Annotated in this window: 23 protein-coding genes and 2 tRNA genes; 15 read left to right on the top strand and 10 right to left on the bottom strand. The window is 67.2% G+C overall.

What is annotated here, in order from left to right; translation table 11 throughout:
• Positions 1–262: 262 nt before the first annotated feature.
• On the bottom strand, positions 263–1,252 hold the full coding sequence (locus ACFOWZ_RS32770; protein WP_382377829.1) for a LacI family DNA-binding transcriptional regulator: 990 nt from the start codon (positions 1,250–1,252) through the stop codon (positions 263–265).
• Between the two features lie 100 nt (positions 1,253–1,352).
• Here ACFOWZ_RS32770 and ACFOWZ_RS32775 point away from each other — a divergent pair, with 100 nt between their 5' ends.
• Genes ACFOWZ_RS32775 through ACFOWZ_RS32800 form a run of 6 tightly spaced genes read left to right on the top strand, consistent with a single transcriptional unit; the run spans position 1,353 to position 9,274 of the window.
• Entirely contained in the window at positions 1,353–2,618 is a 1,266-nt protein-coding gene (locus ACFOWZ_RS32775; RefSeq protein ID WP_382377830.1) for an ABC transporter substrate-binding protein, read from the top strand.
• 10 nt (positions 2,619–2,628) lie between these two features.
• On the top strand, positions 2,629–3,498 hold the full coding sequence (locus ACFOWZ_RS32780) for a carbohydrate ABC transporter permease (RefSeq protein WP_382377831.1): 870 nt from the start codon (positions 2,629–2,631) through the stop codon (positions 3,496–3,498).
• Positions 3,495–4,316, top strand: a complete 822-nt coding sequence (locus tag ACFOWZ_RS32785) for a carbohydrate ABC transporter permease (protein ID WP_382377832.1) — start codon at positions 3,495–3,497, stop codon at positions 4,314–4,316. Before ACFOWZ_RS32780 ends, ACFOWZ_RS32785 begins: the two co-directional genes overlap by 4 nt.
• A gap of 22 nt (positions 4,317–4,338) precedes the next feature.
• On the top strand, positions 4,339–5,457 hold the full coding sequence (locus tag ACFOWZ_RS32790; RefSeq protein ID WP_382378078.1) for a glycoside hydrolase 5 family protein: 1,119 nt from the start codon (positions 4,339–4,341) through the stop codon (positions 5,455–5,457).
• Positions 5,458–5,464: 7 nt separating this feature from the next.
• Positions 5,465–8,371: an alpha-mannosidase gene (locus ACFOWZ_RS32795; protein WP_382377833.1), complete on the top strand. Its 2,907-nt coding sequence runs from the start codon at positions 5,465–5,467 to the stop codon at positions 8,369–8,371.
• A gap of 3 nt (positions 8,372–8,374) precedes the next feature.
• Positions 8,375–9,274 (top strand): chitinase, encoded by a 900-nt coding sequence (locus tag ACFOWZ_RS32800; RefSeq protein ID WP_382377834.1) that lies wholly within the window; start codon positions 8,375–8,377, stop codon positions 9,272–9,274.
• Positions 9,275–9,335: 61 nt separating this feature from the next.
• Here the strand turns inward: ACFOWZ_RS32800 and ACFOWZ_RS32805 are convergent, their stop codons facing one another.
• Positions 9,336–10,472: a cytochrome P450 gene (locus ACFOWZ_RS32805; RefSeq protein WP_382377835.1), complete on the bottom strand. Its 1,137-nt coding sequence runs from the start codon at positions 10,470–10,472 to the stop codon at positions 9,336–9,338.
• 181 nt (positions 10,473–10,653) lie between these two features.
• On the opposite strand from ACFOWZ_RS32805, the gene ACFOWZ_RS32810 reads away from it, so the two are divergent.
• Positions 10,654–10,830, top strand: a complete 177-nt coding sequence (locus ACFOWZ_RS32810) for a hypothetical protein (protein ID WP_382377836.1) — start codon at positions 10,654–10,656, stop codon at positions 10,828–10,830.
• A gap of 216 nt (positions 10,831–11,046) precedes the next feature.
• Here the strand turns inward: ACFOWZ_RS32810 and ACFOWZ_RS32815 are convergent, their stop codons facing one another.
• From ACFOWZ_RS32815 to ACFOWZ_RS32825, 3 genes are read right to left on the bottom strand one after another with little or no spacing between them, the layout of a single operon-like run.
• Positions 11,047–12,000 (bottom strand): ABC transporter substrate-binding protein, encoded by a 954-nt coding sequence (locus ACFOWZ_RS32815; protein ID WP_382377837.1) that lies wholly within the window; start codon positions 11,998–12,000, stop codon positions 11,047–11,049.
• Between the two features lie 12 nt (positions 12,001–12,012).
• Complete coding sequence (locus ACFOWZ_RS32820) at positions 12,013–13,935, bottom strand: ABC transporter permease (RefSeq protein WP_382377838.1); 1,923 nt, start codon at positions 13,933–13,935, stop codon at positions 12,013–12,015.
• Positions 13,935–14,852: a quaternary amine ABC transporter ATP-binding protein gene (locus ACFOWZ_RS32825; RefSeq protein ID WP_382377839.1), complete on the bottom strand. Its 918-nt coding sequence runs from the start codon at positions 14,850–14,852 to the stop codon at positions 13,935–13,937. The genes ACFOWZ_RS32820 and ACFOWZ_RS32825 overlap by 1 nt, the downstream gene beginning before the upstream one ends.
• A 344-nt stretch (positions 14,853–15,196) precedes the next feature.
• Here ACFOWZ_RS32825 and ACFOWZ_RS32830 point away from each other — a divergent pair, with 344 nt between their 5' ends.
• Complete coding sequence (locus tag ACFOWZ_RS32830; protein WP_382377840.1) at positions 15,197–16,138, top strand: ABC transporter substrate-binding protein; 942 nt, start codon at positions 15,197–15,199, stop codon at positions 16,136–16,138.
• 22 nt (positions 16,139–16,160) lie between these two features.
• On the opposite strand, the gene ACFOWZ_RS32835 is transcribed toward ACFOWZ_RS32830, so the two are convergent.
• Positions 16,161–17,915: a hypothetical protein gene (locus ACFOWZ_RS32835; protein WP_382377841.1), complete on the bottom strand. Its 1,755-nt coding sequence runs from the start codon at positions 17,913–17,915 to the stop codon at positions 16,161–16,163.
• A gap of 19 nt (positions 17,916–17,934) precedes the next feature.
• Here ACFOWZ_RS32835 and ACFOWZ_RS32840 point away from each other — a divergent pair, with 19 nt between their 5' ends.
• A complete protein-coding gene (locus ACFOWZ_RS32840) occupies positions 17,935–18,690 on the top strand; it encodes an alpha/beta hydrolase family protein (RefSeq protein WP_382377842.1) in 756 nt (251 codons plus the stop codon).
• A gap of 49 nt (positions 18,691–18,739) precedes the next feature.
• Here the strand turns inward: ACFOWZ_RS32840 and ACFOWZ_RS32845 are convergent.
• Positions 18,740–18,813: transfer RNA gene (locus ACFOWZ_RS32845), tRNA-Pro, on the bottom strand.
• Between the two features lie 63 nt (positions 18,814–18,876).
• Here ACFOWZ_RS32845 and ACFOWZ_RS32850 point away from each other — a divergent pair.
• Positions 18,877–18,947, top strand: a tRNA-Gly gene (locus ACFOWZ_RS32850).
• Between the two features lie 544 nt (positions 18,948–19,491).
• On the opposite strand, the gene ACFOWZ_RS32855 is transcribed toward ACFOWZ_RS32850, so the two are convergent.
• The gene (locus tag ACFOWZ_RS32855; protein ID WP_382377843.1) at positions 19,492–20,046 is read right to left on the bottom strand and encodes an NAD(P)-dependent oxidoreductase; all 555 of its coding nucleotides are present in this window, start codon (positions 20,044–20,046) and stop codon (positions 19,492–19,494) included.
• A 57-nt stretch (positions 20,047–20,103) separates the two neighbouring features.
• Between ACFOWZ_RS32855 and ACFOWZ_RS32860 the strand changes: the two genes are divergently transcribed.
• The 3 genes from ACFOWZ_RS32860 (at position 20,104) to ACFOWZ_RS32870 (ending at position 21,337) form a co-directional block, all read left to right on the top strand.
• The gene (locus tag ACFOWZ_RS32860) at positions 20,104–20,454 is read left to right on the top strand and encodes a winged helix-turn-helix transcriptional regulator (RefSeq protein ID WP_382377844.1); all 351 of its coding nucleotides are present in this window, start codon (positions 20,104–20,106) and stop codon (positions 20,452–20,454) included.
• Positions 20,444–20,779, top strand: coding sequence for a VOC family protein (locus ACFOWZ_RS32865; RefSeq protein WP_382377845.1), 336 nt, complete (start codon positions 20,444–20,446; stop codon positions 20,777–20,779). The genes ACFOWZ_RS32860 and ACFOWZ_RS32865 overlap by 11 nt, the downstream gene beginning before the upstream one ends.
• A gap of 222 nt (positions 20,780–21,001) precedes the next feature.
• The gene (locus ACFOWZ_RS32870; protein WP_382377846.1) at positions 21,002–21,337 is read left to right on the top strand and encodes a histidine triad nucleotide-binding protein; all 336 of its coding nucleotides are present in this window, start codon (positions 21,002–21,004) and stop codon (positions 21,335–21,337) included.
• Here the strand turns inward: ACFOWZ_RS32870 and ACFOWZ_RS32875 are convergent.
• Together ACFOWZ_RS32875 and ACFOWZ_RS32880 are read right to left on the bottom strand one after the other, a co-directional pair.
• Positions 21,334–21,939 (bottom strand): MBL fold metallo-hydrolase, encoded by a 606-nt coding sequence (locus tag ACFOWZ_RS32875; protein ID WP_382377847.1) that lies wholly within the window; start codon positions 21,937–21,939, stop codon positions 21,334–21,336. The genes ACFOWZ_RS32870 and ACFOWZ_RS32875 overlap by 4 nt on opposite strands.
• On the bottom strand, positions 21,936–22,601 hold the full coding sequence (locus ACFOWZ_RS32880) for a 2-phosphosulfolactate phosphatase (protein WP_382377848.1): 666 nt from the start codon (positions 22,599–22,601) through the stop codon (positions 21,936–21,938). Before ACFOWZ_RS32880 ends, ACFOWZ_RS32875 begins: the two co-directional genes overlap by 4 nt.
• A 27-nt stretch (positions 22,602–22,628) precedes the next feature.
• Between ACFOWZ_RS32880 and ACFOWZ_RS32885 the strand changes: the two genes are divergently transcribed.
• Together ACFOWZ_RS32885 and ACFOWZ_RS32890 are read left to right on the top strand one after the other, a co-directional pair.
• A complete protein-coding gene (locus ACFOWZ_RS32885; protein WP_382377849.1) occupies positions 22,629–23,078 on the top strand; it encodes a ribose-5-phosphate isomerase in 450 nt (149 codons plus the stop codon).
• Complete coding sequence (locus tag ACFOWZ_RS32890) at positions 23,078–23,878, top strand: Fpg/Nei family DNA glycosylase (RefSeq protein WP_382377850.1); 801 nt, start codon at positions 23,078–23,080, stop codon at positions 23,876–23,878. The genes ACFOWZ_RS32885 and ACFOWZ_RS32890 overlap by 1 nt, the downstream gene beginning before the upstream one ends.
• Positions 23,879–23,904: the final 26 nt, after the last annotated feature.

Here is a 23,904-nt window from a genome sequence, read left to right on the forward strand (position 1 = left end):
CGAGTCGTGCCACAGCTCTTGTCGCTCCTGGTACGGCTCGTGACGGGACCACACCGCCCGAACCGGCCCACCTACGCAACCGCAAGCCGCCGCCGCCCAACGCAACAGGCGTGCCATCAACCCGCAGACGGCGCTGGACTGGTCTTTGATCAGATTGGCGGGGTAAGGGCAGAGCCCCAAGCTTGAAACAGGAACGCGACACGGCGACGCAACCAACCTACGAACAACAAACCGGCAGCCGCCAACGAAACAGGGGGACGACCTACGCACCCGGCGCGCCCCCAGAAGACCCCCGAACCACCAACTCAGGCAACACATCCTCAACATCGGTGGGCAAAGCCCCGCCAACCACAGCCAACAAGGCCCGAGCAGCCCGAGCCCCAAACGCAAACGTGTCCCGAGACAACGCAGTCAACCGCCCGTGCTGACACAAAACCGAGTCATCCCAAGCCACGATCGACAACTCCGCAGGCACCGCAACCCCCGACGAAGCCGCCACCTCAGCTCCAGCCACCGCCATCACATCGTTGTCGTAAACGATCGCCGTAGGCGGAACACCAGACGACAACAGCGCACGAGTAGCAGCAGCCCCAGACTCAGCGGTGTAGTCCCCAGGAACGATCACACCGTCCACAACAGACGAAGCAAACGCCTCATCCCGACGCACGGTGTGCAACAACGAGGACAACCCAGCCACCCGAGCAATCCGCCGATGCCCCAACGACTTCAAATACTCCACAACAGAAGTCATCGCCGCATAGTCATCAGCCCAAACAGAAGCCAACTCCCCGTGATGCCCAGCCCCACCCACCACAACGGCGGGCAACCCGAGCGAAGACATCAACGACACCCGAGGATCCGACACCAACAGATCCACGAGGAACACCCCGTCCACCCGGTGCTCGGCCCACCACCGCCGATACAGCTCGATCTCCGCCTCCCGCGACTCCACCACCTGCAACAACAACGCAGACGACATCGCGGACTGCATCCCGGCGATCAGCTGGAAGAAGAACGCCTCGTCCCCCAACGCCCGTGGCGGCCGCACCAGCACCAGCCCCACCGCGTCGGCCGAAGCGGACGACAGCGCCCGCGCGGTCACCGAAGGCCGGTACCCCAGGGACGACGCCACCGCCAGCACGCGGGCTCGTGTCGACTCGGACACCCCTGACCGGCCGTTCAGAGCCAACGACACGGCCCCTTTGGACACGCCCGCGGCAGCCGCGATGTCCTTGATCGTCGGCCTCTTCACGACAACCCCGCTCTGTCCGGAACAAGACAACTAGACGTTCGGAGGCTAGCCGGAGATAAACCGGTTTAGCTAGGGTCCGCGTCCAAGGAGGTGGGTGTCAATGAAGAGGCGCACGTTCCTCGCGGGCCTGGTGGCCCTCCCGATCACGTCGTCCGTCGCGGGCTGTGGTCTGTCGGGCAACACCGCGAGCAACTCGTCGGCGTCCGGCCAGGTCACCGGTGAGATCACGTTCCAGACCTGGTCTCTCAAGCCCAAGTACACCGACTACGTCAACGGTGTCATCGACGCGTTCCAGAAGCAGCACCAGGGCACCACCGTGAAGTGGGTGGACCAGCCCGCGGACGGGTACCTGGCGAAGGTCATGGCCGACGCGAGCGCGGGGAGCCTCCCCGACGTGATCAACGTGCCGCCGGATCTCAGCTTCCCGCTCGCCAAGGCCGGGCAGCTCGTCAACCTCGACGAGAGCCTCGAAGACGCCAAGCCCGAGTACCTCGAGAACGCCTGGCAGGCGTTCGAGATCCCCGGCAAGGGCGGCTGCTACGGCTTCCCCTGGTACCTCAACACCGGCCCGATCTTCTACAACAAGGCCCTGTTCACGCAGGCCGGCCTCGACCCGAACAAGCCGCCGACCAACTTCAAGGAGCTGGAGCAGCAAGCACTCCAGCTCGCGCAGAAGAAGGTCGCGATGCTCGGCCAGACGCCGTCCATCGCCGACTTCGGGCTCTACGGCGTCAAGGTGTTCGACAACGACAAGTTCACCTTCAACGAGCCCAAGGGCGTCGAGTTCGTCGAGAGCTACAAGCGGATGTACGACGCGGGCGCGCTGATCCCCGAGGCGCTCACGCAGAACTACACCGGCGCCGGCGCGAAGTTCATGGCGCAGCAGACCGCGCTCAACCCCGGCAGCGCGTACGACCTCGGCAAGTTCAAGACCGACGCGCCCAGCCTGTACGCGAACATCGGCATCACCAAGCCCATCACGAACACGGGCAGCGCCAACATGTTCCTGCACGGCGTGAGCGTGCCGAAGAGCAGCAGGAACCAGGCCACCGCGCTCGCGTTCGGCCGGTTCGTCACCAACGCCGAGAACCAGGTGAAGTTCGCCAAGCTCGCCTCGATCTTCCCGTCCACGAGCAAGGGCGGCGACGACCCGTACTTCACCACGGAGGACGGCAGCGACGAGGCACGCGTGCGCGTCGCGGCGGCCAAGCAGCTCAAGACCGCCGTCAACTACACGCCCGTGCAGTTCAGCGACCAGATGCGCGAGGCACTGTTGCAGCAGCTCGCGGACGCCATGCTCGGCAAGAAGTCCGCCAAGCAGGCCCTCGACGACGCCGTCGCCGAGTGCAACCGGCTCCTCAAGTGACCCCCGAAAAATGACGCACAGGCCCTACACGCCGTGGCTGTTCCTGTTGCCAGGACTGGCCGTCTGCGTCATGTTCACGATCTTCCCGTTCCTGAACATGATCGTGCTCGCGTTCACGGACGCGAGCGCGCTGGGCGGCGGCCAGTTCACCGGCGTCGACAACTTCGTGCGGATGGCACAGGACCCCAAGTTCTGGCTCGCCGCGCGCAACAGCCTGCTCTACATGGCCGGCGTGGTCCCACCGCTGGTGCTGTTGCCGCTGCTGGTCGCGATGCTCGCGCAGAAGGTCGTGCCGGGCATCGGGATCTTCCGCACGGCGTTCTTCACACCGGTCATCGCGTCCGCGGTCGTGGTCGGGCTCATCTGGACGTGGCTGCTCGACAGCCGCGGCCTGGTGAACAGCGTCGTGGAAGCGTTGGGCGGCACGAGGATCCCGTTCCTCACCGACTCGACGCTGCTGCTCGTCAGCTCCATGGTCGTCACGGTCTGGCGCGGCCTCGGCTACTACATGGTGATCTACCTGGCCGCGCTCGCGAACGTGCCGAAGGACCTGCACGAGGCCGCGATGGTCGACGGTGCGGGACCGGTGCGCCGCTTCTGGTCGGTCACCGTGCCCGCGCTCAGGCCGACCATGGTGCTCATCGCGGCGCTGAGCGCGGTCAACGGCTTCCGCGTGTTCTCCGAGATTTACCTGCTCTCCGGCGGCACCGGCGGACCGGGCGGGGCCAGCACCACGATGGTGCTGCTCATCCAGTCGGTCGGCCGCGGCCTCACCGGCGAGGTCGGGTACGCCTCGGCGCTGAGCTTCGTGCTGTTCGTGATCCTGCTCGGCCTGCTGCTGATCACCCTCGAGCTCAACCGCAGGGAGGACCAGCTGTGAAACTGGCCCACTACAAACTGGCACTGCGCTACCTGGGACTCCTGAGCATCCTCGCGATCAGCATCGGACCGTTCCTCTGGCAGTTCGCGACCAGCATCAAGGGACCGAACGAGGACGTCTTCGTCCCCGACTTCATCCCGGACGACCCGACGTTCGGCAACTACGCCGCGGTCGCCGAGGTGGTGCCGGTCTGGACGTTCGCGCTCAACTCGCTCGGCGTGGCGAGCGTCAACGTCATCACCAACTGCCTGGGCGCGGCCATGGCCGGCTACGCGCTGGCCCGGTTGAAGTTCAAGGGCCGCAAGTTCGCCGCGGTGATCTTCGCGAGCAGCATCCTGGTGCCGTTCGAGGCGATCCTGATCTCACTGTTCCTGGTGATGCGCGGACTCGGCCTCACCAACACGCTCACCGGCGTCGTACTGCCCGGCTCGATCGCCGCGCTCAACGTCCTGTTGCTGCGCAACGCCTTCCTCGCACTCCCCGCCGAAGTCGAGGAGGCCGCGGTCATCGACGGCGCCAACGCGTGGCAGCGCTTCACCCGCCTCGCGCTGCCGTCGGTGAAGGGCACGCTGGTCGTGGTGGCGCTGTTCTCGTTCATGTTCAGCTGGGACGACTTCCTCTGGCCGCTCGTGGTGCTCAGCGACCAGCAGAAGTACACGCTCACCATCGGCCTGGCGTACCTCCAGGGCACGTTCGTGCAGAACCAGCGGCTGGTGGCGGCGGGCACGATCATCGCCGTCCTCCCGCTGATCCTGCTGTTCCTGTTGCTGCAAAAGCACTTCTTCCGCGGTGTGGGAGAAGGCGCCATCAAGGGATAGAAACCAAGAGGAATTGAACACTGTGCGTTTCGGCGTGAACTACACCCCGTCCACCGGCTGGTTCCACCACTGGCTCGACTTCTCCCTCGACGACGTCAAAGCCGACTTCGAGTCCATCGCGAACCTGGGCCTCGACCACGTGCGGGTCTTCCCGCTGTGGCCGGTGTTCCAGCCCAACCGCGGCCTTGTCCGCCCCAACGCCGTGGAGCAGCTCGTCCAGGTGGTCGACGCCGCCCATGAGACCGGCCTGGACGTGCAGGTCGACGTGCTGCAGGGACACCTGTCGAGCTTCGACTTCTACCCGTCCTGGGTGCAGACCTGGCACCGCCGCAACATCTTCACCGACGCGGATGTGATCAGCGGACAGAGGTTCTACGTCCGCACGCTCGCGGAAGCGTTGCGCGACAAGCCGAACTTCCTCGGCTTCACCTTGGGCAACGAGGTCAACCTGCTCACCGAGTCGAACCCGTGCACCCCCGAGCAGGCCGCGGCGTGGATCGACACCCTGCTCGCGGAGTGCGACAACGCCGCACCGGGCCTGCCGCACGTCCACTCCGAGTACGACGCCGTCTGGTACGAGAGCGAGCACTCGTTCCTGCCCGAGCACGCGGCCACCAAGGGTGCGATGACCACCGTGCACTCGTGGGTATTCAACGGCACGGCGCAGCGTTACGGCCCTCTCTCGCCGGAGAGCGTTCATCACGCCGAGTACCTCGTAGAACTGGCCAAGGCGCACGCCGAGGACCCCCGGCGCCCGGTGTGGCTCCAGGAGGTCGGCGCCGCCCAGCCCGAGATCAGCGCCGAGCAGGCACCCCAGTTCGCCGAGCAAACGCTTGCGAACGTGCTGACCTGCGCCAACCTGTGGGGCGTCACGTGGTGGTGCTCGCACGACGTCGACCGCGCGTTGGTGGACTTCCCCGAACGCGAGTACGAGTTGGGGTTGCTCACGACGGAACGCAAGGTCAAGCCGCTCGGGGAGGTGATCGCCAGGATCGTGCGCGAGGCCGCACCGGAACCCGCCGAGCGCACACCGATCACGCTGCACGGCGACCGGCCCTCGTGGGGACCTGGTGGCGCCTTCTTCGAAGAGTGGATGTCTCTCGCGCGCAACGGCGTGCGGGCCTCGATCGAGCTGGGGTGACGACGAAGTGCACGACGAACGCGCGCTGCTGGAAGAACGACTCAACCGCACGCTGAAGGAACGCATCCGCCCGGCGATCTACGGCGAGACCGCACCGCTGGAACTGGCCGTCTGGAACGTCCCGGACGAGCCCGTCCCAGTCGCCGAAGCACTGCAAGCCACCTACGCACCAGCAAGCGTCGGCGACGCGTGGGGTGCGCCCTGGAGCACGAGCTGGTTCCGGCTCACCGGCAGCGTTCCCGAGGCGTGGCAGGGCAAGCAGGTCGAGGTCGTGCTGGACCTCGGCTTCACCCACCCCGGGCCCGGCTTCCAGTCCGAGGGCCTCGCCTACAACGCGCAGGGCGAGCCGATCAAGGGCATCGAGCCGCGCAACACCTACCTCCCGGTCGAGGGTGACGACGTCCTCTTCTACCTCGAAGCCGCCGGCAACCCGACGATTCTCGACTTCCACCCGTTCCTGCCGACCCCGCTGGGTGACAAGGAAACGGCGGGCACCGAACCGTTGTACAAGATCCTCAAGGCCGAGCTCGCGGTGTTCCAGCCGCAGGTCTGGCACCTGATGCTCGACATCGAGGTCCTGCAGTCGCTCATGAAGGAGCTGCCGGACCACGACCCGCGCCGGCACAAGGTCCTGCACGCGCTGGACCGGGCGATGGACGCGCTCGACCTGAACGAGGTAGCCGCCACCGCCGACCTGGCCCGCGCCGAGCTGGAACACGTGCTGTCGTTGCCCGCGAACGCCTCCGCGCACAAGATCTCGGCGATCGGCCACGCGCACATCGACTCCGCGTGGCTGTGGCCGCTGCGCGAGACGGTCCGCAAGTGTGCGCGCACGTTCTCCAACGTCACCAAGCTCATGGACTCCTACCCGGACTTCTACTTCGCGTGCTCCCAGGCTCAGCAGTACGCGTGGATGAAGGAACACCACCCGCACGTCTGGGACCGCGTCCGCGAAAAGGTCCGCGCCGGCCAGTTCGTGCCCGTCGGCGGCATGTGGGTCGAGTCGGACACGAACATGCCCGGCGGCGAGGCGATGGCCCGCCAGCTCGTGCACGGCAAGCGCTTCTTCCTGGACAACTTCGGCGTCGAGACCGAGGAGGTCTGGCTGCCGGACTCGTTCGGCTACAGCGCCGCCCTCCCCCAGCTGATCAAGCTGTCGGGCTCGCGCTGGTTTCTCACCCAGAAGCTGTCGTGGAACCAGATCAACAAGTTCCCGCACCACACGTTCTGGTGGGAGGGCATCGACGGCACGCGGATCTTCACGCACTTCCCGCCCGTCGACACCTACAACTCGTCGCTGTCCGGCGAGGAGCTGGCCCGCGCGTCACGCCAGTTCGCCGAGCACGCCAAGGCTTCCCGCTCGCTGGTCCCGTTCGGCTACGGCGACGGCGGTGGCGGCCCCACCCGCGAGATGATGGAGACCGCGCACCGCGTGGCGAACCTCGAAGGCTCACCGACGGTTCGCGTGGAACCGCCGCGCGAGTTCTTCCAGGCCGCGCAGGACGAGTACCCGGACGCCCCGGTGTGGGCGGGCGAGCTGTACCTGGAGAAGCACCGCGCCACCTACACCACGCAGGCCAAGACCAAGCAGGGCAACCGCCGCAGCGAACACCTGCTGCGCGAAGCCGAACACTGGTCCACCGCAGCCGCTCTCGCCGGCGCCGACTACCCGTACGACGACCTCGACCGGTTGTGGAAGACCGTGCTGCTGCACCAGTTCCACGACATCCTGCCGGGCAGCTCGATCGCCTGGGTGCACCGCGAGGCCGAGGCCACCTACGCCCGCGTGGCGTCGGAGCTGAAGACCCTGACCGCGCAGGCCATCGACGCTCTGAAGGGCGACGGCGACGACGAACTGACGTTCGACGTGCTCGGCGGCGACGCGCTCAAGCCGTTCGTGGCGCCGGAGAACGGCGTGCTGGACAACGGCCGGCTGCGCGTCACGATCGATGCCGAGGGCATCGTGGCGTCGATCCTCGACCTGGAGAACGACCGGGAGGTCCTGCCACCACACGGGTTCGCCGGCATGCCGCAGCTGCACCGCGACAACCCGAACCAGTGGGACGCCTGGGACATCGACCCGTTCTACCGCAACTGGAAGGCCGACCTGATCCCGTCCGAGCGGATCGACACCTCCGACGCCGTGGTCGTGCGAGCGAAGTTCGGCAACTCGGTGCTCACCCAGACCATCCGGCTGCGGGAGGGCGCGAAGCAGGTCGACTTCGAAACCGAGGTCGACTGGCAGGAACGGGAGAAGCTGCTCAAGATCGCGTTCCCGCTCGACCTGCGCGCCGAGGTCTCGACCGCGGAGACCCAGTTCGGCCACCTGCACCGCCCGGTGCACACCAACACCTCGTGGGAGGCGGCGAAGTTCGAGATCTGCGCCCACCGCTTCCTGCACGTCGGCGAGCCCGGCTACGGCGTCGCGGTGGTCAACGACTCGACCTACGGCCACGAGGTCACCCGCACGACCCGTGAGGACGGCGGAACCACCACGACCGTGCGCCTGTCCCTGCTGCGCGCACCTCGTTTTCCCGACCCGGAAACCGATCAGGGCGAACACCGCTTCCGCTACGCCCTGGTGATCGGCGACCTCCCGGCCGCGATCGACGCCGGATATCGCATCAACCTGCCGCCGCAGGTCGTCCGCGGCTCCGTGACGCCGGAACCCCTGGTGTCCACGGACAACCCCGCGGTCAGGGTCGAGGCCGTGAAACTGGCCGACGACCGGTCGGGCGACGTCGTCGTCCGGCTCTACGAGGCGCACGGCGGCCGAGCCCGCGCCTCGCTCAGCACTTCCTTCGCCTACAAGGGAATCCAGGAGACCGACCTGCTCGAACGGCCTCTGGGTGACGCGTCGGCAGAGGTGGTGCTGCGCCCGTTCCAAGTGATCACCCTGCGACTCACGAGGTAACGCATGAAGAAGCTGTTCCTGGCCCTGCTGCTGGTGGCGCTCGCCGCGCCACCGGCCCAGGCGGCCACGCAGAAACGCACAGTCGTCTACTACCAGACCCAGTACAGCAACGGCGCGACCGGCACGTACGTCTCGCCGAAGCCGCTGATCGACCGCAACACCGGCGTGACCGACGTCCTCGTCGCCGCCATCCACCTCAACGAGGACAAGGTGGTCCACCTCAACGACCACCCGCCGTCGCACTCTCGGTACACCCAGATGTGGCGGGACCTCGCCGCGATGCAGGCCCGCGGGGTCAACGTGATCGGCATGGTGGGCGGCGCCGCACCGGGCTCGTTCACGAGGCTCGACACCAGGTTCACCGAGTACTACCCGTTGCTGCGGGACGTGATCCGCACCTACAAGCTCAACGGCGTCGACCTCGACGTCGAGGAGCGCATGTCGATCGCGGGCATCCGGCGGGTGATCGACCAGCTGAAGACGGACTTCGGCGCGGGCTTCATCGTGACGCTGTCCCCCGTGGCGAGTGCGTTGTGGGGCGGCGGCAACCTGTCCGGCTTCAACTACGAGGACCTGTACCGCAGCCACGGCTCGAAGATCGCGTGGTTCAACGGCCAGTTCTACAACGGCTGGGGCAACGCGGGCAGCACCGCCAACTACGACCAGATCGTCAACCGCCGGGTGATCCCGGCGAACAAGGTCGTGCTCGGCACACTGACCAACCCGGCCAACGGTGGGTCGGGCTACGTGAGCATCTCGACGCTCAGGAACACCGTGACGTCGTTGAAGACCAAGTACTCCAACTTCGGTGGCGTGGCCGGGTGGGAGTACTTCAACTCGCTGCCCGGTGGCACGGCGGCGCCGTGGCAGTGGGCGGCTGATGTGACGGCGATGCAGAAGTAGGCCGCGGCAGGGCCGTCCCCCAGGAAGCGGCCCCGTTCGCCCAGTTGTAGTGCCCTGAGACCTAGTCGAAGCGGAAGGTGGCTGTCTCGAGGTTGTCGAGCATCCACTCCCGCCGCACGAGCGGTGCGCCGGTTTCCCTGCGCAGCAACGGAAGCCGGCGCACCATCTCCTCCAGCAGAACGCGCTGCTCCAGCCGCGCGAGGTTCGCGCCGAGGCAGTGGTGCGGCCCGTGCCCGAACGACATGATGCGGGTCCGCCGCCGGATGTCGAACACGTTCGGGTCCGGGTAGCGCGCGGGGTCGCGGTTGGCGGCGCTGAGCCAGCCGCTCACCCACTGCCCCGCCCGGAGCTGCTGACCGCCGATCACGACGTCCCGCACCACCAGCCGCCGCGGGCCCGGGAAGACCGGGTACCACCGCATCGTCTCCTCGACGGCACCGGGGATCAGCGACGGGTCCTCGTGCAGTTCGGTCCAGCACCCGTGTTCGGTGAGGAACAGCACGGCGTTCGGAATGCTCGCGAACGTCGTGTCCACGCCGGCGCCGAGCAGCATCGCGCAGTACCCGACGAGGTCCCAGTCCGACAGAGGTCGCCCGTCCACGTGGTAGCCGGCGGCCTGCGCGGCGAGCAGTTCGGCGATCAGGCCGTCTTCCGGCTCGGTGCGCTGACGCTCGATCTCCTCGGCGAAGTACCGCGCCATCTCCTTCTGCGGCGGGACGGTGCTGGTCGTGATCGAGGCCCGGTACCACTCGTCGATCCAGGCGGTCATCTTCGTCTCGGCGCTGAGGTCGAGGCCGAGCAGGTGGCAGATCACCCTGGTGGGCAGCGGCCGGGCGATGCGCGGCACGACGTCGAACCCCGACGGCTCGAGCCCGTCGATCAGCTCGGTGGCGATGGCGCGGATCTGGTCCTCGAGCCGGGACATCACGCGCGGGCTGAACGGGTCGGCGACGGCCACCCTCAGGTCGCGGTGGCGTTGCCCGTCCGCGGCCCACATGCCGCTGAGGACGGGGTTGGCGAGCGGCCGCGTCTCGTCGGTGAGGCCGTAGCCCGCCGAGAAGTGCTCCTCGTCGAAGAGCACGCGCTGGACGTCGCTGAGGCTGAAGACGTGCCAGGTGTCGAGCACCTCGTCGAAGTGCACCTCGGTGGTCGGATCGAAGAACTTCGCAGCTCGCATGGGTAAGTGGGCGACAGTCATGCCTTCGATCGTGGTCCCTTACCCGCACCTCGGGAATCGCCTGATCCAGCTACGAGAGCCCGGCGTAAGGGGTCCTGCGGCCGTCCCTTAGGTGATCGTCGGATGTGAGGCGTCACCCCTCAGGAGCAATCTCATCCTCGTCGACAGTGACATCTACACGGCGAACTGAGGAGTGAGTCAGATGGAATGGACGCCCGAGGCGATCAAGGCCGAGATCGACTACCGGCAGGCCGCCCTGCACGAGGACGCCCGCCGCGTCCAGGAGTACTACCGCAACGGCGGGCAGCCGCGTTCGTGGTGGCACCGGATGACGCATCGGCACGAGCCTGAGGTACCGAACGGGCAACAGGCCGCGTGATGCCGGGGGTATGGGCGTCTGCGATCACTATCGGCTCGGGGGCCGGTAGTGCTTGCAGACGCCTTTCCGCGTGTCAGCGGGCAGGCTGACACGACAAGCCCACCTTCTGCGTGGTGTGACGGCGGTGGCCGCGGACGCAGAACTGCCGGCCCCGCCGCGTCCGACCAGCGGAACACGGCGAAGACCGGCAGTCACAGCAGCACCAGGTCTTGCCGGCTAGGCCTTGGCCATCCAGGCCTTGACCTTGTCGCCGTTGGCCTCGACCCACTTCTTGGCCGCGTCCTCGGGCTTCATCTTGTCCTCGGCGATGTACTTCGCGACCGTGTTCTGGTCCTCGTTGGTCCACTTGAAGTTCTTGACCAGCTGGAACGCCGGCCCGTTGGCATCGGCGAACTTCTTCGACACGATCTTGTCGAGGTCGTAGTCCGGGTAGTCGCAGGCGACCTTCTCGGCGTCGGCGTCACAGCCCGCCTTGTACTCGGGCAGCTTCACCTTCTCGAGCTTGATCTCGTTGAGCAGCCACTGCGGCGAGTAGAAGTAGCCGATGACCCACTTCTTGTCCTTCTCCGCCTGGCGGAAGGCCTGGATCAGCGCGGTCTCGCTGCCGCCGTAGACGACCTTGTAGTTGAGGTTCAGGTTCTTCACCAGAGCCTCGTCGTTGGTCACGAACGACGGGTCGCCGTCGAGCAGCTGGCCCTTGTCACCCGACTCGGACGTCTTGAACTGGTCGGCGTACTTGTTGAGGTTGTTCCAGTCCAGGATGTCGGGGTGCTCCTTGGCCAGCCACGGCGGCACGTACCAGCCGATCTGGCCCTTCACGCCCGTCGAACCCGCGCTGACGGCGGTCTTCTGCTCGTCGATGTACTTCTTGCGCAGGTCGTCGTGGCCCCAGTTCTCGACCACCGCGTCGACCTCACCGGTGCCGAAGCCCTGCCAGGCCACCTCTTCCTTGAGCTCCTTCTTGGTGACCTTGCACTTGAGCTCCTTCTCGGCCACGTACGCGAGAACCGCCGCGTTCGCCTCGTAGCCGACCCACGGGTTGACCGCGAGGTTGAACGTGCCGCAGTCGCCGGTCGCGCCCGAGGACGAGTCACCGACCTTGGCGCCACCGCAACCTGAAAGCGCGAGTGCCCCTACGAGCACCGCTCCCAGCACGTTGTGCCTTGCCACTTTCCAGACCTCCTAGTTGGTCCACCGCTTGGCGGCCGCCTGGGTGAGGCGGTCGAGCATCACGCCCAGCACGACGATCGCGACACCTGCCGCGAGCCCCTTGCCGTACAAATTGCTCTGCGAGAACCCGGCCACGACGTCGTAGCCGAGTGCGCCTGCGCCGACGAGACCGCCGACGACGACCATCGAGAGCACGTAGATCAGCCCCTGGTTGGCGGCGAGGGTCAACGCCCCGCGCGCCATCGGGAGCTGCACCTTCACGATCGTCTGCCACGAGCTGGAACCGAGAGCCGTGGAAGCTTCCACCGTCGCGGGCGAGACCGCGCGGATGCCGTCCGCGATGATCTTGATGGCGACCGGTGCCGCGAACACCACGGCCGCGATGATCGCGGTGAACCGCGAAGCCGCGAACAGCGCGAGGAACGGCACCAGGTACACGAACGCGGGCATCACCTGGCCGGCGTCGAGGATCGGCCTGATGAACCGGTCCGCGCGCCTGCTGCGCCCCATCCACACGCCGACCACGACGCCGAGGATCATCACCATGATCGTGGCGACCAGAGTGGACGCCAGCGTGATCATCGAGTCCTGCCACAGACCGGTCGCGACGAGCAGACCCACGCACGCCGCGGAGACCACCGCGCACCGGACGCCGCCGATCAGGAACGACAGCGCCACGATCACCAGCGCCACCAGGAACCACGGCGACTCGGCCAGCAGCGCCTGCAACGGGTTGATCAGCGCCCAGGTGACGAAGTCCTTGAAGCCACCCGTGAGCACCGTCAGCGAGTCCTGCGCCCACTCCGTCACGGCCGTCGCGCCCTTGCGGATCGAGCTGCCGATCTCCACTTCGGACGGGAACTCCGCCGCCCACAGGTAGGTGTAGGAGAAGTAGACGGTGACACCTGTCACGCCGAGGCCGCTGAACAACGCCCAGCGCGGAAGCGTGCGGCGTTCGGTCGCGGCGGTCGTCACGCGGTCCAGCACGATCGCCAGCACCACGATCGCGAGGCCCGCGTTGAACGCCGTGCCGACGTCGAGCGTCTGCAACGCCTTCACGACCGTCTTGCCCAGACCGGGCGCGTCGATCAGCGCGGCGATCGTGACCATGGACAGCGCCGCCATGATCGTCTGGTTCACGCCCAGCACGATGGTCTTGCGCGCGGACGGCAGCAGCACCTTCACCAGCGTCTGTTTCCGAGTCGCACCAAGGGACTCCGAAGCCTCGACGGTGTTGCGCGGCACCGACCGGATGGCGTGCGCGGTGATCCTGATCGCGGGCGGCGCCGCGTAGATCAGCGTCGCGATCGTCGCAGAAGCGGGACCGATCAAGAAGAACAGCGTCAACGGTGCCAAGTAGACGAACGTCGGCATCGTCTGCATGAAGTCGAGCACCGGTGTCATGACCCGGTTGGCCCGATCGGACAGTCCTGCCCAGATGCCCAATGGAATGCCGATGAGCAGCGAGATCACGACGGCGGCGAGCGTCAGCGAGAGCGTGTCCATGCTCTCCTGCCACAACCCCTGCAGGCCGAGGAACACGAACCCCGCGACGGCGAGCAGCGCGACCCGCCAGCCGGCGACCACGAGGCTCACGAACCCCGCGATCCCGACCACGCCGAGCCAGCCGATCACCGGCACCGGCCGCCCGAACGACGGCTGCGCGATCAGGGCTTGGACGAAGGTCACGAACTCGTTGATGACGAGCCGGATCTCGTTGAAGAAGTAGAGGAACAGCGGGTTGGAGTTCCTGGACGCACCGACCGCGTCGTTGATGCTGTTGATCCACCGGTGCAGCGGCGTCATCGCGGAAGCGTCCAGCGGCAACGTGCCGATGTTGCGCAGGAGCAACCACAGCACCAGCCAGGCGAGCACGATCCCGCCGATGATGAGTGGCTTGCGCGGTAGTTGCCGCGGGGCGGCGACGGCAACCATCACGCCTCCCCGGCTACGACCCCGAGGATCTCCTCGTCCGCCACCACGCCGAGCAGTTCGCCGTCCCGCACGACTTTCACGGGCTTGTCAGCGCTCAGGACGCTGCGCACGGCCTCGCGCACAACGGTCTCCGGCGACAGCTCCGGCCCGTCCAGTTCGTCCTCGGGACGAGGCGGCCGCATGATCCACTTCAACGTCAGCACGTGCGAACGCGGAACGTCCTTCACGAAGTCCCGCACGTAGTCGTCCGCGGGCGCTCCGACCAACTCGTCACCCGTGCCGACCTGCACGACCTGACCGTCACGCATGATCAGGATGCGGTCACCCAGCTTGAGCGCCTCGCTCAGGTCGTGGGTGATGAAGACCATCGTCTTGCCGACCTCGCGGTGCAGCCTGATGACCTCGGACTGCATGTCGCGCCGGATCAACGGGTCGAGCGCGGAGAAAGGTTCATCGAAGAACAAAACATCTGGATCACCGGCGAGCGCGCGCGCAAGCCCGACGCGCTGCTGCATACCGCCGGACAGCTGATCCGGATAGGACTTCTCGTAGCCCGAGAGGCCTACAAGATCGATCACTTCCTGTGAACGTTCTCCACGTTTCGCCCGCGGTACCCCACGGATTTCCAGTCCGTAACCGACGTTGTCGGCAACGGTGCGGTGCGGAAGCAGACCGAAGTGCTGGAACACCATGGAGAACTTGTTCCTGCGCAGGTCGCGCAGACGTTTGGCGTCCGCTTCGAGAATGTTCTCGCCTTCGAACACGATCGTGCCCGCGGTCGGTTCCACCAGTCTCGTGAGACAACGGACCAGTGTGGACTTGCCCGACCCGGACAAGCCCATGACCACGAACATCTCGCCCGGAGCGACGTCGAAGTCCACTCCGCGCACAGCGGCAACGGAACCCGTGCGGTCCATCAGCTCCGACCGTGACAACGACTTCAGCTCGTCCGATGCCACCACTTGAGACGCATTGGAGCCAAACACCTTCCACAGGTCCCTGACCGAAATCACGGGATCCACGCTCAAACCACTCCGACCTGTTGCGGACTGCGCACACCGTTTCTCGATGCGCGACAGCATCGACCTTCACACGGGTGCGGTCAAGGGTTACGACGAATGGAGTCCTTTATGGACAACCAATCATCCCATGACTTGACTGGGTCTGATCGAAGAGGAAAAGCTGAACTGAGCGGTCTCCTGCACCGCTCGTTCCCCTCGACGAGGAGCTGTTCGTGCAAGCCCCCAGAATCGCTCTGGCAATGACATTCGTGTTGGCGATTGCCGGATGCGGCGGTGGATCGACATCGTCGTCACCGCGTTCCAGTTCGGCAGCGCCGACCGAGCCCTGTGACTCCATCACCATCGCCGTCAACCCGTGGGTCGGCTACGAGGCGAATGCGGCCGTCATCGGCTACCTCGCCGAGAAGCGCCTCGGTTGCAAGGTGACCAAGAAGGAAGTCGACGAACAGACCGCCTGGCAAGGCCTCGACTCCGGCGAGATAGACGTGATCCTGGAGAACTGGGGTCACGAGGACCTGAAGCAGAAGTACATCGACGAGAAGCGCACCGCCGTCCGGGTCGGCCCGTCCGGCAACAAGGGCGTGATCGGCTGGTATGTGCCGCCGTGGATGAAGAAGACCTACCCGGACATCACGAACTGGCAGAACCTCAACAAGTACGCGGACCTGTTCAAGACCGCCCAGTCCGAGGGCAAGGGCCAGGTGCTCGACGGCGACCCCTCGTACGTGACCAACGACGAGGCCCTGGTCAAGAACCTGGGCCTCAACTACAAGGTCGTCTACGCGGGCAGCGAGCAAACCCTGATCAAGGCGTTCCGCCAGGCCGAGGAGAAGAAGACGCCACTGATCGGCTACTTCTTCGAGCCGCAGTGGCTGCACCTCGACATCGAACTGGTCAAGGTCGACCTGCCCGAGTACAAGGCGGGCTGCGACGCGGACGCCGCCAAGGTCGCCTGCGACTACCCGCGCTACGAGCTCGACAAGATCGCGTCCAAGAAGTTCATGGACAAGGGCGGCCCCGCTGCCCGGCTCGTCCAGAACTTCCAGTGGAGCAACGACGAGCAGGACGCGGTCGCGTCGTTCATCGCCAAGTACAAGATGTCGCCGGACGAGGCGGCGCGGCGCTGGATCGAAGCGAACCCGGACCGCGTCGACGACTGGCTCACCAAGGCAAAGCCGTAACTGTGATCTGTAACTCAGGGCTTTAACTCTTGCCGCGGGACCACCACTTCTCGTCGGGGCCGGAGATGTCCTCGACACTGAGCCTGCGGACGGATCCCGCCCGCTTGAGCCGGGCCACCAGCTGATCCTGCCTCTGCGCGAGCCGGCGGTAGATCTCCACCGAGGAGGTCTCCTGCCGGCTCCGCTGTCTTTCCACCGTGCGCCAGTTCCCGAGGAACTCGAGCGTCAGATCGGCGACGGCCTGACCGGCGTGCGCGGTGAGGGTGTCGGCCGGGGAGACGAACCGGCCCGCGTGGAACGCCAGGTTCCTGGTGACGTAGAGCCATTCCAGCACCGCGGCGGCCGTGTCCTCCTGCTCCCGCAACCAGCCCGCGAGGACCTTCGAGTCCGCGAGCCTGCCCTGCCAGAGCTCCACCAGGTCCTGCACCAGCCCGCCCTCGTCCTCGGCCAGCGCCGCGAGGGCCTCCTGGGCAGCGGCGAGCTGTTCGTTCGGGCGGTTGTTGCGGACCAGCACCTCCAGCCAGGCGTCCACGGACCTCAGGTGGTGCTTCACACCGGTGGTCGGCACCTGCGCGGCGAGCGGCCGGCGCAGCTCGTCGTCGTGGTTGATGACGAGGACGTGCAGGCTGATCAGGTGCTGCCGCAGCATCTGCAGCGCGCACGCCTTGGCCAGCCACGCGATCTTGCTCGGATCCAGCCCGGTCGCCTCCAGCGCACTCCACGCGAGCCCGGCGCTGGCCATCGGCGCGTCGACCTGACGTGCGAGGTTCGCCACCCTCATCGCACTGCGCAACTCCGCCGGCCAGTACGCGGTGAGCGGATACGCGTTGCCGACCGTGCGCCGGTGCTCGGTACCGCGCGTGACCCGCCCGCCGGGCCCGCTGACCTGCCAGACGGGCGCGACGTGCAACTCGGTGAGCCGCTCCCCCGCCGCGTACTGGTCGAGCACCTCGTTGAGGATCCGCCGCCCCTTTAGAGCCGCAGTGTGCGTGTCGGCGGCGTTGACCGGCAGCCGCACCAGCACCGACGACCCGTTGACGGCGTCCTTGAGGAAGTCGTCCTTCGGCAACCTGTTGCGGTGCAACGGCTCCTGCCGCGCCTCGGGCAGCAGCTCGTCCAGGTGCCGCAGCACCCGCGCACCCCGCACGACCAACGCCACGACGTGCCGGCGCGGCTCCGGCCAGAGCACCTCTTCGAGATCACCGGGCTTCTTGAGCCACCGCAACAGATCCGCACGCAGCTGCCGCCCGTCCCTGCCGTGCACCGCCACCACGACCGCGACCTCCGCGATCATCCTGGCGCGCAACGGAAGTTCGACCCCGTTCCACAGTGGAGTGATCCACCGCTTCACCGCGTCCCCCAACGCCCGCGGGTCGAGCTTCACGGCAGCCGCGGCCGTGACCTGCGGATCGAGCCTCTGACCGTCCGCCGCGATGGCCGCGTCGACGTCGAGGAGAACCCGGCGAGCCCGCGCGAGCTCCCTGGCGCCACCGTGGACGTACGCGGGCTTGGCGGCGTCCACACACGCGAGCGAGGTGGTGATGATGCGCCGCAACAGGTTCCACCGCGGCTGGTCCTCGGTGGCGTGACTCTCGAGAGCGACCTGCGCACGCGTGACGGCGAGAAACGCGCTGTTGAGCCCGGCCACGTGCTCCCCAAGGTGCGCGTCGGGATCGAGAGCCCGCAACACCCCCTGCAACAGCGCCCGCTGCCCCCGGTCGAGCTTCGCGTCGTCGAACGCGTGCCGGAGCCGGGCGTCGAGGTACTGATAGCGCACGTGACGCACCATAGAGGTCATGGACAACCGGAAAGCGGTCTTCGCGGGCATCGACGGTCAGTCGCTGGCAGGCCGGCTCGAACTGCCGGCGGGAGACATCACCGCGACCGCGGTGTTCGCACACTGCTTCACCTGCGGCAAGGACTCGGTGGCCGCCACCCGGATCTCCCGCGAACTCGCCGCCCGCGGAGTCGCGGTCCTGCGGTTCGACTTCACCGGCCTCGGCCAGTCCGGCGGCGACTTCGCCAACACGACGTTCACCTCCAACGTCGACGACCTCGTCTGCGCCGCAAGCCACCTCCGCGACACCATCGGCGCCCCCAGCGTCCTCATCGGACACTCCCTCGGCGGCGCCGCAGTCCTCGCCGCCGCACGCCAGGTGCCCGAAGTCCGCGCCGTCGTCACCATCGGCGCACCAGCCGACACCGCCCACGTCCAGCACCTGATCGGCTCGTCGACAGCGGAGATCGAACAACACGGCGTGGCCGAAGTGCAGCTCGCCGGACGCCCGTTCCGGATCAGCAACCACTTCCTGACCGACATCAAAGAACAGAACCAGGCAGCGTGCATCGCCGGCCTGAACCGCGCACTGCTCGTCATGCACTCGCCCCAGGACGACCTCGTCGGCGTCGACAACGCCAGAACCATCTTCGACGCGGCCCGCCACCCCAAGTCGTTCATCTCGCTCGACGGCGCCGACCACCTGCTCACCGACCGCGCCGACGCCGCCTACGTGGCAGAAGTGCTCGCGGCCTGGGCCAGCAGATACCTGTGAAACCGGAAGCCCCCGACAACAGCCGTTGCCGAGGGCTTCCGTCAACCGATCGGGGCGACAGGATTTGAACCTGCGACCCCCCGCTCCCAAAGCGGGTGCGCTACCAAACTGCGCCACGCCCCGGTTGCAACCACCTTACCGCCCTCCGCTAAGGTATTCACCGCAGCCCCTACCAGGGACAGCAACGCGGGCGTAGCTCAATGGTAGAGCCCTAGTCTTCCAAACTAGCTACGCGGGTTCGATTCCCGTCGCCCGCTCGCGGCCGAGGCCGACGTGTGTCTGCGGAGAGCGCAGACCCCGTCGGCCTCTCGTGTTTTTTCTGGGGGCCGAGCCCCCAGACCCCCAGCCGGGGGCTTGCCCCCGGACCCCCATCGGCGGTGGTTGCGTGAGTGGGCGGGGTGCGTGAGGGTGCGGTTCCCATGTGGATTGCGTGAGCTAGGTCCGGCGCGGTTCCCACGTGGAGTGCGTGAGTGAACCGGGTGCGGTCCTTGGTTGTGTGAAGTGAGTGGCTGCCAACCCGTGGTTGCGGGATCTGGGTGACCTGCGGACTTCGCGGTTGCGTGATGACGGTGGCTTGTGGCCTTTGTCCTGCGTGATGCGGGCGGGTTGCGATGCCCGGTTGCGTGATGGGTGGTGTGCGGCCGTTGTGGTTGTGGGGTGGCAGCGGTTTGCGGGATTCGGAGGCGTGTCTCGTGGGGCGGGCGGACTCCGATAGCTGGTGGTGGGTCGGTGCCGCGCGTGTCAGCAGAATGCGGTGGCCGTGTCTTCCGCGTTTTCTTTGAGGCGTCGGTATGAGGTCGGTCACGTTGAGGCGATGCCCACTTGGGTGTGGTGGTGGGTCGGGTGGTCGATTTCGTCGGCCACGGCCAGGGCGAAGTCCTCGTAGGTGAGTTCGTTGGCCGGGTTCACCGGTGATGTGCGGTAGCTGCCTGTGGGTTTGCCGCCCAACATGCCTGCTGGGCTCATCACCAGCCAGTTCGCGTTGGAGTCGGCCAGCACCTCCACGCCCGCCGCGTGGCCCAGGCAGAACGGCCTGTGCTCCGCGGGGAAGTCCGGGGCATCGACCACTCGCACGCCTGGGGAGGTTTCCAGGAGTGGGTAGATGCCGATCACGATGATCCGGGGCACGCCGGACGCCACCAGGGCGTGGGCCGCCTCCCGGTAGAAGTCGGCCGGGTCGCGGGAGAGGTCCACCACCGCGCTCACCGCCACGTCGTGGCCCGCGGCCACCTCTGCCGCCGCCTGCACGCCGGGGGTGCGGCCGATCTCCGTCACCTCGTGGCCGCGGGAGCGGAGTGCCGCCACGATCTGTCGTCCGGCGTTGCCGGACGCTCCGAAAACAACGATCTTCGCCATGAGCGCGACGGTAGGGTGCGGGGGTCCGGTTTCCGCAACGATACTGGGGGTGAGCAGGTGGAATGCCAGCACGGCGGCCCAGTGGTCGGCGCTGTGGCCGGCCTGCCGTACCGCATCGGTGACAAGTGGACGGCGCACGTGTTGCGCGGGCTGCAGAGTGGTCGGCGGCGGTTCACCGAGTTGCGGGGCGGGCTGCCTTCCGTGACACCCAAAGTGCTCACCGAGACGTTGCGGGCGATGGAGCGCGACGGCACGGTGGTGCGCGAGGCGTTTGACGAGAACCCGCCGCGCGTCGAGTACGAGCTGACCGCGCGAGGGCGCAAGATGCTCGGACTGCTCGACCTCTGCTGCGACTGGGCCCGAGAGAACTGGGCACGGGAGAACCTGGTGGACACCGATGCGTCTTGAGCAGATCGTCATCGACAGCAACGAGCCGAGCCGGCTGGTCCGGTTCTGGGCCGAGTTGCTCGGCTGCGAGCCGGTGAACCGCGAGCACGGCTGGGCGCACGTCGAACCGCCCGGCGGAGTGCGGATGTCGTTCCAGCCGGTGCCCGAGCGCAAGGACGTGAAGAACCGGCTGCACCTCGACTTCGAGGTCGACGACATCGAGGCGGCGGTCGTGAAGGCGGTCAACCTCGGCGCGTCACGAGAGGGCGTGGTCCACACCGACGAGAAGGGCAGCTTCCAGGTCATGCGCGACCCGGAGGGCAACGAGTTCTGCTTCGTCCACTGAGGAAACAGCCGGGGAACTACTCACCGAACTACTGGACCGCCCGCCAGAGCGCCTCACCGAAGCGGATCGCGAGGACCAGGAGCAGCACGCCGATCGCGAAGCTGATGAGGCACCGCACGACCACCAGCAGCTTGGCGCCTTTCATCCCGACATGATTTATCCCCGGCGGGCGGGAACAACAGAGCCCAACGGAACCAATGCGGCACCCAATAGCATTCAGGGGTGACTGACTGCCTGTTCTGCCGCATCGTCGCGGGCGAGATCCCGGCGACCGTGGTGACGGAGACCGACACCACGCTCGCCTTCCGCGACATCGACCCCAAGGCGCCCACGCACGTCCTGGTGATCCCCAAGGAGCACCACCAGGCGATCGGCGACGTCGATCCGGTGCTCGCGGGGCAGATCCTCGCCACCGCGCACCAGGTCGCGAAGTCCGAGGGCGTCGACGAGTCCGGCTACCGGCTGGTGTTCAACACCGGCAGGGACGGCGGCCAGACCGTCTTCCACGTGCACTGCCACGTCCTGGGCGGGCGCGGCCTCACCTGGCCCCCTGGCTAGATCCCGGGGATCGCCATCTCCCGCACGAACTGCGCGTCGACCGGCTTCCCGTGGCCCGGCACGATGATCCGCGGGTTCAGGTCCAGGATCCGATCGAGGACGGCGCGCCAGTTCGAGGGCGTGGCATCCGTTCCGGCCTTGGCCTCAGCGCCCTCCTCGACCAGATCGCCCGCGAACACCACGTCCACGTCCGGCACGTGCACGATCACGTCGTGCGAGGAGTGCGCGGGCCCGAAGTGGTGCAGGTCGACCCTGCGGCCGCCGACGTCCAGCGTGACGGTGTCGCGGAACGTGTGCGTGGGCTCGATCAGCTTGCCCTCGAACGGCTCCGAGTAGTACACGGCACGGCTCTCGAGCAGCTCCTCGTCGACGACGCAGTCCTCGTGCGCCCACACCTCGCACGGCAGGAACGCCTCCGTCGCCAGCACGTGGTCGAAGTGGTTGTGCGTCAACACGATCCGCGACGGGCGGATCTCCTGCGCGAGCGCGTAGTCCATCCCCGAGTCGACGAGCAGCGAATCACCTGATCCGGTGATGTACCCCAACGTCAGGTCCAGCTCGGTGTGCCGCTTGATGAACACGCCGTCGGCGATCTCGATCACCGCAGTACCCCCTCCACCAGTACGGGGACAGCGTCACTGACCCCGATCTCCACCGCCAGTTCCACGTCCGCCGCGTGACCGTTCTCGACCAGCTCACGGCCCGACCCGCACTTCCGCACGGCGTCCGCAACAGCTGTGTTCCTGAACGCCGCGACCGCGAGCTGAACCTCAGGCGACGCGTCACCGGACAACGCAGAAAGCACCGCACCCGCACCCAGGTAGTCCTCGACGCACGGCCGCAGCGGCCCGAACTTCCGCGGGCCGGAGTTGAGGATGTCGAGCCCCCACCGTTCACCGGCCGGGATCACGCCGATCGTCTCCCCCAGCTCCTGCGCCCGCCTCGCCACCGCCGAGGCGTTGCGCAGGCAGGCGGCGAGCACGTGCGCACCGGTCTCGGCGGCGAGGAAGCAGAGGTTCGACCCGTTCGGTGACGGCAACTCGACCAATCCACTGCTGCCGACGAGTGATGCTGGTCGCAGCGTCTTCCCCGACGTGGGCTTCCACAGCGACGGCCGCACCTGACCACCGTTGCCGACGACCAGGTCGACAGACGTCGTGAACGACAGCACGTCGACGACGACCAGCACGTCACAGTCCCGCAGCGCGTCGACGCCCTCGGGTCCCCATTCCAGCTTCAGCTGGTACCCCGCTTGGCTGAACACACCCACCAGCGTGTCAGACTCCCGGACGTGCGCGTTTATCTGGCAGCAGACCACGCGGGCTTCGAGCTGAAGTCCCACCTGTCCACGGCTCTCAAGGAGCAGGGTTACGAGGTCGTCGACGTCGGCGCCCACACCTATGACGCCCAGGACGACTACGTGTCGTTCTGCACCGACGCCGCCGAGCGGGTCGTCGGTGACCCCGGCAGCCTCGGCGTCGTCATCGGCGGCTCCGGCAACGGCGAGCAGATCGCCGCGAACAAGGTGAAGGGTGCCCGCGCCGCGCTCGCGTGGAACACCGACACCGCCCAGCTCGCCCGCGAGCACAACGACGCCAACCTGGTCGGCATCGGCGCCCGTCAGCACACCACCGAGGAGGCGACGGCAATCGTCTCGACGTTCCTCAAGACGCCGTTCTCGGGCGAGCCGCGGCACCAGCGCCGCATCGACAAGGTCAGCGCCTACGAGAACAAGGCCTGATGCCTGAGGGCCACACGCTGCACCGCCTCGCGCGGCTGCACCAGCGCCGGTACGCGGGCAGGCCCGTGTCCGTCACCAGTCCGCAGGGACGCTTCGCGGCGTCCCTCGTGGACGGACGGAAACTCGTCCGCGCGGAGGCCCACGGGAAGCACCTGTTCCACGTCTACGGCCCGGACGCGGTCGTGCACGTCCATCTCGGCCTGTACGGGACGTTCACCGAGTCACCGCTGCCGGTCCTGGCGCCAGTCGGCCAGGTCAGGATGCGGATGGCCGGCGAGACGCACTGGACGGACCTGCGCGGCCCGACCGCGTGCGAGGTGCTGAACAAAGACGAGGTCAAGGCCATCCGGGAACGGCTCGGCCCCGACCCGTTGCGCAAGGACGCCGACCCCGACCGCGCCTACGAGCGGATCATCCGGTCGAAGCAGCCGCTCGCCGTGCTGCTGATGGACCAGAAGGTCCTCGCGGGCGTCGGCAACGTCTACCGCGCCGAGGTGCTGTTCCGGCACAACGTGAACCCGCTGCTGGTCGGCAACAAGGTCAGCCGCGAGCTCTGGGACGCGATGTGGGACGACCTGGTCGTGCTGATGAAGGACGGCGTGAAGGTCGGGCAGATCAACACCGTCCGCCGCGAGCACATGCCGCGGGCCATGGGCCGTGCGCCGCGCGTGGATCGGCACGGCGGTGAGGTGTACGTCTACCGCCGTGCCGGTGAGCAGTGCCTGATCTGCGGCACCGAGGTCATGACCACGGAACTGGCAGCTCGCAACCTCTTCTGGTGCCCTGCCTGCCAGCCCTGAAAAAAGTTCGGTGGGGTGGTTCGGGG

This window comes from Lentzea rhizosphaerae, assembly GCF_042649515.1.
GTDB lineage: Bacteria > Actinomycetota > Actinomycetes > Mycobacteriales > Pseudonocardiaceae > Lentzea > Lentzea aerocolonigenes.

Bases quoted from the DNA above. Each gene is read 5' to 3' on its own strand.
- ACFOWZ_RS32775 (WP_382377830.1), top strand. From the start codon at position 1,353: ATGAAGAGGCGCACGTTCCTCGCGGGCCTGGTGGCCCTCCCGATCACG.
- ACFOWZ_RS32780 (WP_382377831.1), top strand. From the start codon at position 2,629: ATGACGCACAGGCCCTACACGCCGTGGCTGTTCCTGTTGCCAGGACTG.
- ACFOWZ_RS32800 (WP_382377834.1), top strand. From the start codon at position 8,375: ATGAAGAAGCTGTTCCTGGCCCTGCTGCTGGTGGCGCTCGCCGCGCCA.
- ACFOWZ_RS32805 (WP_382377835.1), bottom strand. From the start codon at position 10,472: ATGACTGTCGCCCACTTACCCATGCGAGCTGCGAAGTTCTTCGATCCG.
- ACFOWZ_RS32810 (WP_382377836.1), top strand. From the start codon at position 10,654: ATGGAATGGACGCCCGAGGCGATCAAGGCCGAGATCGACTACCGGCAG.
- ACFOWZ_RS32820 (WP_382377838.1), bottom strand. From the start codon at position 13,935: ATGGTTGCCGTCGCCGCCCCGCGGCAACTACCGCGCAAGCCACTCATC.
- ACFOWZ_RS32825 (WP_382377839.1), bottom strand. From the start codon at position 14,852: ATGGACCGCACGGGTTCCGTTGCCGCTGTGCGCGGAGTGGACTTCGAC.
- ACFOWZ_RS32830 (WP_382377840.1), top strand. From the start codon at position 15,197: ATGACATTCGTGTTGGCGATTGCCGGATGCGGCGGTGGATCGACATCG.
- ACFOWZ_RS32840 (WP_382377842.1), top strand. From the start codon at position 17,935: ATGGACAACCGGAAAGCGGTCTTCGCGGGCATCGACGGTCAGTCGCTG.
- ACFOWZ_RS32855 (WP_382377843.1), bottom strand. From the start codon at position 20,046: ATGGCGAAGATCGTTGTTTTCGGAGCGTCCGGCAACGCCGGACGACAG.
- ACFOWZ_RS32865 (WP_382377845.1), top strand. From the start codon at position 20,444: ATGCGTCTTGAGCAGATCGTCATCGACAGCAACGAGCCGAGCCGGCTG.
- ACFOWZ_RS32890 (WP_382377850.1), top strand. From the start codon at position 23,078: ATGCCTGAGGGCCACACGCTGCACCGCCTCGCGCGGCTGCACCAGCGC.